Genomic DNA, 10375 nt, shown 5'->3' on the forward strand with positions numbered 1-10375 from the left:
ATTTTATATTTTAGCTATTGCAACGACGAATGAATTAAGCCTGATTTTGACGCCACCACTCCGACAGCAAAATACCCGTCGCGACTGACACGTTCAGACTTTCAACTTTGCCCGTACCGCCGATCGACACACTCACATCACCCTGCTGCCAGGCGCTGTCGGTCAGACCATCACTTTCTTGCCCTAAAACCAGCACCATTTTAGCTGGCAGCTCAGCTTTTGCCAGACTGACACCTTTATGGCTTGAGGTGGTCACGATGGTATAGCCAGCTTTACGGAAGGTATCCAACACAGAAAGGAAATCATCAGCATTGATTGCTTTGATATGCTCCGCACCGCCTTCTGCTGTACGAACTGCCGCGCCAGATTCCAGCATCGCCGGGTCTTGCAGCAACACGCCGTTAATACCAAAATGCGCACAGGTACGCATAATGCCGCCCAGATTATGTGGGTTACCCACATCTTCCAGCGCCAGCACACAATCTTTCGCCTGAGTTTGCTGTTGCAGATAAGTTTCTGCATCCAAACCCTGACGTTTCTTAATCAGGAAACACACGCCACCGTGGTGTTCAGTGCCAGACGCTTTTGCCAGCTCATCTTCTTCAACCACATGATAAGCCTTGCGGTTAGCCGCCATCCATTTCAGCGCTTCGCGAAAACGTGGGGTAACTGACTGCACAAACCAGGCGCGCACAATCGCATCAGGGCGGCTTTCAAACAGCGCTTTACAGGCATTTTCGCCATAAACACGGGTTTCTTCAGCCCGCTGACGCCGCAATTGCGCCGGATCCACATGGCTTTTGCCACTAATGCCGCCGTGATCAAACTCAGGTTCTTCTGATGGCGCACGAGACACGGTTTTCCACGGTGAATCGTAAGGGCCATTATTATCAGAACGCGCCGGACGAGCAGGACTCACGCGTTCATTACGGCCGGAATCGTTACGACGTGAGTCATTATTACGCGGTGAACTGCCCCGACCTGCATTATCACCCGGACGACCTTTGCCTGCCGGACGCGGGTTTTTACCCCGGTTATTGCTGTTACGGTCGTCGCTGCTGTTTTCGTCACTGCGGACGTACATCACTTTAACTTTGCCGTTTTTGCCACTAAATGAATCGTTCATTGTCTTCTCCACCAACGCGCAGGGCGCGAAGATTACCTGATGTCTGCTCGGTTAGCCATAAGCAAGCGCTAAAAGCTAGCAACTATCGTATTCATCGAATAAACCATTTTGGCAATGACTTCATTTATACCCATAATAGATAACAACAACGAAACAATTCAGCTCATATTGACTGTCTGGTTTCTCTTAATCTACTCAGATACAAAATAAAGGCTAATTTATGAATACGGTATGTACAGCTTGTATGGCGACGAATCGCCTACCTGAAGCACGTATTGATGACGGCGCTAAATGTGGGCGCTGCGGCCACTCTTTATTTGATGGCAGCGTCATTAACGCCACCGCCGAAACACTGGATAAACTGCTACAAGATGACCTGCCGGTCGTCATCGACTTCTGGGCTCCTTGGTGCGGCCCTTGCCGCAGCTTCGCTCCGATTTTTACAGAGGTTGCCGCAGAGCGCGCCGGAAAAGTTCGCTTTGTTAAAGTCAATACTGAAGCAGAACCGGCACTCAGCACGCGTTTCCGTATCCGCAGCATTCCTACCATTATGCTGTATCGAAACGGCAAAATGGTCGATATGCTTAGCGGTGCATTGCCAAAGGCAGCTTTTGATAATTGGTTAAATGAACAATTATCAGTGGAACCCACGGCTCGCTAAGCTAGTTTAACTCATTTGTCACCATTCGGGCTGTTCAACTACCCGATAAAGCCCACGCCCTGACAGTTTTCTGTTGGGGCGTCGTTTTTTCTTTTATGGTATGACTAAGCATCAGGGTTGATTAGAATAGCGCTATTTCTTCAGGAGTCCGTCGTGACTGAATCATCGACTACCGACCAGGCTTTGCCTACGGTCATAACGACGGGAAATGCAGTATTGCGGTTACGCCAGCAGCGGTTATCCGCCTCTACCCGCCCGTATCGCGCCCGTGGTTGCCGAGCTATTCGCTGCCAAGGCTGCCTGCTGACTGAGCGTTTTTGTTTGTGTGACACCATCAAACCACAACCGGCCAGCAGCCGCTTTTGCCTGATCATGTTTGATACCGAACCCCTTAAGCCCAGTAATACCGGCCGCCTGATTGCTGATATTCTGCCAAACACTCAAGCCTTCCTCTGGGCGCGAACAGAAGTTGCTCCTGAGCTGTTAGCCGCAATACGCGACCCTTCTCGCCAGCCTTATGTGGTCTTTCCAGAAAAATATGCCGACCCTGACCGGCAGGTACTCAATCAATTACCTGTAAGCGATAAACCACCGTTATTTATTTTACTGGATGGTACCTGGACTGAAGCTAAAAAAATGTTCCGCCGAAGCCCGTATCTTTCCGAACTCCCCGTGCTATCGCTGAATGTCAGCAATGCATCGGATTACCAGCTACGCGAAGCACAACGCCCGGAACAGCATTGCACTGTCGAGGTTGCCGCCGCCCTACTGCAACAAGCCGGTGATATTCAGGCAGCGGATGGATTAACCGCACATTTTCATTATTTCCGTCAGCAATATTTAGCCGGAAAACCTCATCATCCAGTGGGCCGAGTCACAGCAAGTATCGAAGATATCGCATAAAATCAGCAAAGCAGCCTCTAACTTATGCAACTTGAAAGATGACGGGGATAATATGAGCCAACGTGGATTAGAAGCACTACTACGCCCGAAGTCTATTGCCGTTATTGGTGCCTCTGAAAAACCGGAGCGCGCAGGTTTTCTGATGATGCGTAATCTGCTGGATGGCGGGTTCAATGGCCCAATTCTCCCTGTCACCCCAACTCATAAAGCGGTTTGCGGTGTGTTGGCTTACGCCAATATCGCCAGCCTGCCCATCACACCTGATTTAGCCATTTTATGTACCCATGATCGCCGTAACCTCACTCTGCTGGAGGATTTGGGTACCCGTGGCTGTAAAGCTGTGATTATCCTGTCGGCGGCAACTGAACAATTTTCTGAACTAAAAACCTGCGCGCAGCGCCACCACATGCGCCTGCTTGGCCCAAACAGCTTAGGTTTGCTGGCACCGTGGCAAGGGTTAAATGCCAGCTTCTCACCAGTCCCTATCAAAAAAGGCCGACTGGCGTTTATCTCCCAGTCAGCGGCGGTCGCTAACACCATTTTGGACTGGGCACAGCAACGGGAAGTGGGGTTCTCTTATTTTATTGCGCTGGGCGATAGCCTGGATATTGATGTCGATGACTTACTCGACTTCCTTGCCCGAGATGGTAAAACCAGCGCTATCATGTTGTATATCGAGCATATTAGCGATGCGCGTCGCTTCTTATCGGCGTCACGCAGTGCTTCACGCAATAAACCGATTCTGGTGGTAAAAAGTGGCCGCAGCCAACGCGCCCAACAGTTACTCAACGGCCAGCAAGGGTTGGACGCCGCCTATGATGCCGCTATTCAACGTGCTGGCCTGTTGCGGGTTCAGGATACTCACGAGCTATTTTCGGCAGTCGAAACGCTGAGTCATATGCATCCACTGCGCGGTGAGCGGCTACTGATTGTGAGTAATGGCGCAGCCCCAGCAGCGATGGCATTAGATGAACTAATTAGCCGTAACGGTAAATTGGCAACACTCTCTGATAGTACCCAATCCGCGCTGAGTGCAGCGCTGCCGCCTTTTGTTTCCTTACGTAACCCAATAGACCTGCGGGATGATGCTAGCGCCGAGCGCTATTTAGCGGCGCTTAAACCCTTATTGGACAGTACCGATTATGACGCACTACTGCTGATCCACTCACCGAGTGCTGCGGCACCAGGCAGTAAAACCGCTGAGTTATTGATATCAGCCATTCGCCAACACCCACGTGGTAAGCGCATTACTTTGCTAACTAACTGGTGCGGTGAATATTCATCACAAGATGCCCGGCGTTTATTCACGGAAGCCGGTATTCCGACCTATCGCACACCAGAAGGCGCGATTACCGCGTTTATGCACATGGTGGAATACCGCCGTAACCAAAAACAGTTGAAAGAAACACCGGCGTTGCCTGTCGGCCTCACGGCCAATACTGCCCATGTACACCAGTTAATTCGCCAGGCGCTGGCCGAAGGAACAACTCAACTGGATACCCATGAAGTGCGGCCGATCCTTGAAGCCTATGGTCTGAGCATGCTACCAACCTGGATTGCCAGTGATAGTGTAGAAGCGGTACACATCGCCGAGCAGCTAGGATACCCGGTGGCCATCAAACTGCGCTCACCAGATATTGCGCACAAGTCAGAAGTTCAGGGAGTCATGCTATACCTGCGTACCGCAATGGAAGTGCAACGAGCCGCAGATGATATCCTCGATCGCGTAAAACGGACTTATCCTCAAGCCCGTATCGACGGTTTACTGGTACAAAGTATGGCAAACCGTGCTGGAGCACAGGAGCTGCGGATTGCTGTCGAGCAAGATGCCATCTTCGGCCCACTGATTATGCTAGGGGAAGGCGGTATTGAATGGCACCATGAAACACAGGCGGCAGTCGCATTACCACCACTGAATATGGCATTAGCCCGCTATCTGATTATCCAGGCGGTCAAAGGGGGAAAAATCCGCAGCCGCGGTTCACTGCAACCTCTGGACATCCCGGGGCTAAGCCGCTTGCTGGTGCAGGTCTCTAACCTGATTCTTGATTGCCCTGAAATCTCACGTTTAGATATTCATCCCGTGCTTGCATCCGGCAGTGAGTTCACGTTGCTGGATGTATCAATGCAGTTAGCCCCTGTGACTGGTGACCCGCAAGCGCGGCTGGCAATTCGCCCCTACCCACACGAGTTAGAACAAACCGTGGAACTAAAAGATGGATCTGATTGCCTGTTTCGCCCCATCTTGCCGGAAGATGAACCGCTGCTAAAATTGTTTATCGATCAAGTGACTAAAGAAGATCTCTATTATCGCTACTTCAGCGAAATCAACGAATTCAGCCACGACGATTTGGCGAATATGACCCAAATTGACTATGATCGGGAGATGGCCTTCGTTGCTGTGCGCCAAACTGCGACAGGGCCGGAAATCATTGGTGTTACGCGCGCGTTGTCCGATCCTGACAACATAGATGCAGAGTTTGCGGTATTGGTGCGTTCAGATCTGAAAGGGCTGGGGCTAGGCCGCGAGCTATTGGAAAAAATGATCCACTACACCCGCAGCCATGGCTTAACTCGCCTAACCGCGGTCACTATGCCCAACAACCGCGGCATGATCGGGTTGGCGAAAAAACTGGGCTTTAGTGTTGATGTGCAGATGGAGGATGGGATCGTTAATCTGGAGCTGACACTTTGATTTCAATTACATGAATCGGCGTGATATAGGCCACATAGATAAGCGATTCAGTCTACGGTTGGCAAAACTTGCGCACAATCCGGAAAAGTAGTGGTATTATCGCCCGACTCTATGGATTAGTGTTTTTTTGGATATGGCGGTTCTGCCATCAAATAACAAGAGAAGAAGCGCACTGTGATGTTGTCAAAATTCAAACGTAGCAAACATCAACAACACCTTGCACAACTGCCCAAACTCCCCCAGCCAGTTGATGATGTCCAAACGCTTTATTGCCCCAAGGTTTTCCGCTCTACTCTGCTGGAATTGATAGGCCAGGCGACCAAACGTATCTATCTGGTGGCACTTTACCTTGAGCAGGATGATGCAGGCCGCGATGTGATGAACGCCCTCTATCAGGCCAAACAGCGGCACCCTGAGCTTGAAATCTGTGTATTAGTAGACTGGCATCGTGCGCAACGTGGCCGCATCGGGGCCGCCGCCGTCAATACTAATGCAGATTGGTATTGTGAGATGGCAGAGAAACATCCGGACGTCTGTGTCCCGGTTTATGGTGTCCCGGTGAATACCCGCGAAGCCCTTGGCGTATTGCATTTGAAAGGTTTTATCATTGATGACACCGTTATTTACAGCGGTGCCAGCATCAATGACGTCTATCTCTATCAAAACGATAAGTATCGTTACGACCGCTACCAATTAATCACAAATCCATCATTAGCCAATATTATGGTTGATTATGTGAAGCAACGGGTGTTGAGCGCGGGTGCAGTTCAACGTCTCGATCGTACTGATCGGCCAACCAATCCAGAGATCAAAAATGAAACCCGCCAGTTTCGTTCATCACTGCGTGACGTCGGTTACCAATTTCCAGCACAAGCGGGTAATGACGAGTTAGCTGTCACCCCATTAGTTGGGTTAGGTAAAAAAAGCCAACTGAATAAAACGATTCATCATCTAATGGCTTCTGCTGATGAACGTCTCACTATCTGCACGCCCTACTTCAATCTGCCCGCATTGTTAGTCCGCAATATCATTTATCTGCTGCGTGAAGGTAAACAGGTTGAAATTATTGTTGGCGACAAAACAGCAAACGACTTTTATATTCCCGAAGATCAGCCGTTTAAAATTATCGGTGCTCTGCCGTATTTATACGAAATCAATTTGCGCCGCTTCCTCAGTCGCTTACAGCGCTTTGTGGATAATGGCCAACTGATTGTTCGCTTATGGAAAGATGGCGATAATACTTATCATCTGAAAGGAATGTGGGTAGATAATAACTGGCAGTTGATTACGGGTAATAACCTGAACCCACGTGCATGGCGTCTGGATCTGGAAAATGCCATTTTGATCCACGATCCTAAGCATGAGATGCATGAGCAGCGTGCAAAAGAGCTGGAATGTATTCGAACTCATACTAAAGTTGTTTCACACTACCTTGAACTTGAGAATATTCAGCAATATCCGGTCAAGGTTCGCAAGCTGATCCGTCGCTTACGTAGAATTCGTATCGACCGGCTCATTAGTCGCATTCTGTAAATCTCAAACAAAAAACCCGGGACTACGCCGGGTTTTTTGTCTCTGGCCCAGGGAGAGACTGCATGTGGTGCTCACCTTATCTTCGTCCTTTAATTATTGCCCCGCTACTTGTTGCCAGTGCTGCATGTACTCATACAGCCAATGACAGTTGGACGGGGAAAGATAAAGCACAACATTTCTTTGCCTCTGCCGCACTTGCTGCGGCGGGTACAGCCTATGGCGAACATCAAAATTGGTCAGATGCAAGAAGCCGCAATTTCGGCCTGTTATTTTCGATAGGTATCGGCGCGGGCAAGGAGCTATATGATAGCCGCCAAGGTGGTACTGGCTGGAGTTGGAAAGACTTTGCCTGGGATGTCGCCGGCGCAGTGACTGGCTATAGCCTCTATCAGGCAGTTAACTGACATAGTTTCTGTGCTAAATCTATATGTAAAAACTCTAATGTGGTGACCTGCGTATTGGCGAACAAACTGGCGAGCGGTAACCACACAACGAACCGTCTCCCGTAAATATAAAGAGCCAACAGTCAATCCACTGTTAGCTCAATGAATTACCTTGTGGCTTCCTGGTTTTGCAACGACTGATTATTAATGGCATGAACGGCACAGCGGCCTGATGATGAACCTAAAGTAAAAATGGCTTTTTGAATCCCACGGCTTTTTTAGGTTCATCAGGCGCAGACACCCTTATCCACCAGACGCTGAATAGATTTAAGCAAGCCCATCATAAATCAAAATCAGTGTTGCAAAAAACGGGGGATCATAGATTTTATGGCTGGAATTCAACCAGAAGTGGATTGTGATCTGAGGCTCGTGTCACTAATACTGAGGCATCAGCCAGAGTCAGGCCGCGATAAAACACGAAATCGAGCGGCTTGCCAAAAGCGCGACTGCGGTTATCGGTGCTAAACTCAACTTCTTCCAGACCTAAGCCTTGGGCAAAACGCTGTAAAGCATTAACCCGTTGGCGGCTCCAGGCATTGAAATCCCCCGCTAAAATAACCGGGCCACGGTGCATCGCAATTTGTTCACCAATCGGCTCTAACTGTTTACTGTAAACATCAACACCCAGACTAAAATTCACTGCGTGAATGTTCACAACCATCAATAAGCGGCCATCATGAATAGGATAAACAGTAATCAACGCCGACTTAGACAAGCGCAGCAGCGGCTCTCGTTCTCGCAGTGGGCAACAGTAGACTGGGTGGGTGGCCGCTAATGTCATCACGCCTGAGGGGTGTTGAGGCAATGCAAACGCAGGAACCTGATCAGCCGCCTGATAATGAGACGTAGCAAACCTCACCAACTCGGGTGTTGTTTGTGCTTCTTGCAGTAACATCAGTTGAGCATCACGCCCGAATTCTTTAAGCACAGATAGCCATTGCGCCCGCTGCTGCTTAAAGATGTTCCACACCATTACACGCAGAAATTCAGTTGTCGGCAATGGTGCGCCTGGCGGCAACCCTTGCCCCAATTGTTTCGCAGAGCCTGGGAAAATCTGTTCAACCGGTTGGCCTGCAACATACCGCATTGCATATGTTCGTTTCGGCACTTTGATGGCCTATTCCTTATTCGAAATCACTCTGGCTGGTAAGATAACCGTAGTAGATAGTTCACTGATTATACGCTCAGATGTTCCGGTCAGTAATGTCTTTTGCCCATGTTGTCTTTTTGATATTGAGATATTCAGAGATAGATTCAATCTATGCTATTCATAATGCACTAATAAGTCCTCTATGAACAAAAAACCCACAATTTATATGCGGGCAGAAAATGAACTTCTGGATAATCAATTGAATCCTAAAGAATTACTCCGTATTGACGCCGCTACTCCAGTGGTGCTGCATACTATCGCGCCATTGATGGCTGAGTTTCCAGCAGGATCTGCAACGTGGGGATTTGGTACCGATACTACGAGAGCACACTTTGCCAGTCGCAATGCCGATTAATGCTGTGTATTACAGTGACCAGGTTGTAAGTAATCGGCTACGCTGTTTTGTTGATTTTATCAATGAACGTCTAATATCGACGAATCTGACAAAATAGAAACCACCTCCGACGGGGTGGTTCAGACTGCTGATAAAGTCAAATGAAGGGGAAACGTGCCATTGGGGTCGTAGTCACGTAAGCGACCAAAGCGCCCCTAGGTACGGTCACCCCTTCACTCACTGAGTTATCAACGGCTTTGTCATTAACCTCAGCCACCTCAAGCGGGGCGGCTTCGTCAGTGCTTATCTAAAGTTAGTCCCACTTTGGTGCTAAACCATCAGGGCTTACCAGCCGTTCGTCACGATCTAGCGTGGCGATCAGCGCCAGATCTTCTGCATTCAACTGTAAATCCTGAGCCAACAGATTGCTGGCTAAATTAGCCACTTTGGTTGATGAAGGAATAACACTGTAACCCAATTGCATTGCCCAGCTTAAAATGACCTGTGCAGGTGTCGCACCGTGCTGCTCAGCCATTTTCTTGATAACTGGCTCTTCTAATGCCTTGCCATAAGCCAGCGTCATATAAGAAGTGATAGCAATATCATTTTGCTGAGCAAACTCAACAACTTTGCGGTTTTGCAGTAATGGAGACAACTCAATTTGGTTCGTCGCTATGGCTTCAGCGCCTACTGCAGCTATAGCCTGCTTCATTAAATCAATGGTGAAATTAGAGATACCAATCTGGCGGGTTAATCCTAACTCTTTGGCTTTCATCAACTCAGCCATAAATTCAGCAACAGACACTTCATCATTTGGTGATGGCCAGTGAATCAATGTCAGATCCACATAATCAGTTTTCAGCTTCTGCAAACTCTCTTGCAGGCTGGGAATTAATTTCCCTTGCGCTAAATTCGCAATCCAGATCTTAGTGGTGATGAATAGCTCGTCACGCTTAACACCGCTTTCTGCGATAGCCTGACCAACTGCAGCCTCATTTTCATATATTTGCGCTGTATCGATTGCACGATAGCCCAATGCTAATGCCTGGCTCACCGAATCAATAACAACTTGATCTTGGAGACGAAAAGTTCCTAAACCGAATGCAGGTACGCTCATCACAATTCCTCATGGCAGATGATAAGTTTATCTTTGGATGTAATTAAGAGTTTTCATTCGGCCATAAATGATAGCTCCGATGAAAAACTGAATTGATTATGACAAGATTTTTACCAACAAAAATGGCTCGTTAGGCATAATACTTTTGATTATAAATCAAGTATTAGCACTAAAAATGCGTAATGTAGTCAGTTAAGCCAGAATATAGATATAAATTGAATGATTGGGTTGCAGACAAAACGAGACTTAGAAATCAAAAAGATGAAGAAAAGAGAAAAGAGATTAATTATTGCAGAAATGCAAAAAAGCCCTGAATCTACGATTCAGGGCTTTTGCAATAAGTGGCGGAACGGACGGGGCTCGAACCCGCGACCCCCTGCGTGACAGGCAGGTATTCTAACCAACTGAACTAC

Annotated in this window: 9 protein-coding genes and 1 pseudogene; 7 read left to right on the top strand and 3 right to left on the bottom strand. The window is 48.4% G+C overall.

Annotated features, from left to right (window positions below):
- Positions 1–34: 34 nt before the first annotated feature.
- Positions 35–1126, bottom strand: coding sequence for a tRNA/rRNA methyltransferase (locus HU019_RS15070; protein WP_174849825.1), 1092 nt, complete (start codon positions 1124–1126; stop codon positions 35–37).
- Between the two features lie 220 nt (positions 1127–1346).
- Between HU019_RS15070 and trxC the strand changes: the two genes are divergently transcribed.
- The 5 genes from trxC to HU019_RS15095 all read left to right on the top strand — a co-directional run bounded on the left by trxC (position 1347) and on the right by HU019_RS15095 (position 7322).
- The gene (gene trxC, locus HU019_RS15075) at positions 1347–1787 is read left to right on the top strand and encodes a thioredoxin TrxC (RefSeq protein ID WP_174849826.1); all 441 of its coding nucleotides are present in this window, start codon (positions 1347–1349) and stop codon (positions 1785–1787) included.
- Between the two features lie 153 nt (positions 1788–1940).
- Positions 1941–2690, top strand: a complete 750-nt coding sequence (locus tag HU019_RS15080) for a tRNA-uridine aminocarboxypropyltransferase (protein ID WP_174849827.1) — start codon at positions 1941–1943, stop codon at positions 2688–2690.
- 52 nt (positions 2691–2742) lie between these two features.
- Positions 2743–5385, top strand: coding sequence for a bifunctional acetate--CoA ligase family protein/GNAT family N-acetyltransferase (locus HU019_RS15085; RefSeq protein ID WP_174849828.1), 2643 nt, complete (start codon positions 2743–2745; stop codon positions 5383–5385).
- Positions 5386–5565: 180 nt separating this feature from the next.
- Entirely contained in the window at positions 5566–6918 is a 1353-nt protein-coding gene (pssA, locus tag HU019_RS15090) for a CDP-diacylglycerol--serine O-phosphatidyltransferase (RefSeq protein ID WP_407083979.1), read from the top strand.
- A gap of 62 nt (positions 6919–6980) precedes the next feature.
- Positions 6981–7322: a YfiM family lipoprotein gene (locus tag HU019_RS15095; protein WP_174849830.1), complete on the top strand. Its 342-nt coding sequence runs from the start codon at positions 6981–6983 to the stop codon at positions 7320–7322.
- Positions 7323–7686: 364 nt separating this feature from the next.
- Here HU019_RS15095 and HU019_RS15100 read toward each other — a convergent pair whose 3' ends face one another.
- Positions 7687–8469 carry an endonuclease/exonuclease/phosphatase family protein gene (locus tag HU019_RS15100; protein ID WP_005173073.1) on the bottom strand — a complete coding sequence of 261 codons (783 nt, stop codon included), beginning with the start codon at positions 8467–8469 and terminating at the stop codon, positions 7687–7689.
- Between the two features lie 184 nt (positions 8470–8653).
- On the opposite strand from HU019_RS15100, the gene HU019_RS20535 reads away from it, so the two are divergent.
- Positions 8654–8866 (top strand): hypothetical protein, encoded by a 213-nt coding sequence (locus HU019_RS20535; RefSeq protein WP_227739382.1) that lies wholly within the window; start codon positions 8654–8656, stop codon positions 8864–8866.
- Positions 8796–8963: pseudogene (locus tag HU019_RS20540) on the top strand (LysR family transcriptional regulator); the annotation flags it as partial. The gene HU019_RS20535 and the pseudogene HU019_RS20540, both read left to right, overlap by 71 nt.
- A gap of 195 nt (positions 8964–9158) precedes the next feature.
- On the opposite strand, the gene dkgB reads toward HU019_RS20540, so the two are convergent.
- Entirely contained in the window at positions 9159–9962 is an 804-nt protein-coding gene (gene dkgB, locus HU019_RS15110; RefSeq protein WP_174849831.1) for a 2,5-didehydrogluconate reductase DkgB, read from the bottom strand.
- Between the last annotated feature and the right edge of the window lie 413 nt (positions 9963–10375).

The organism is Yersinia artesiana (assembly GCF_902726545.1).
Lineage (GTDB): Bacteria > Pseudomonadota > Gammaproteobacteria > Enterobacterales > Enterobacteriaceae > Yersinia > Yersinia artesiana.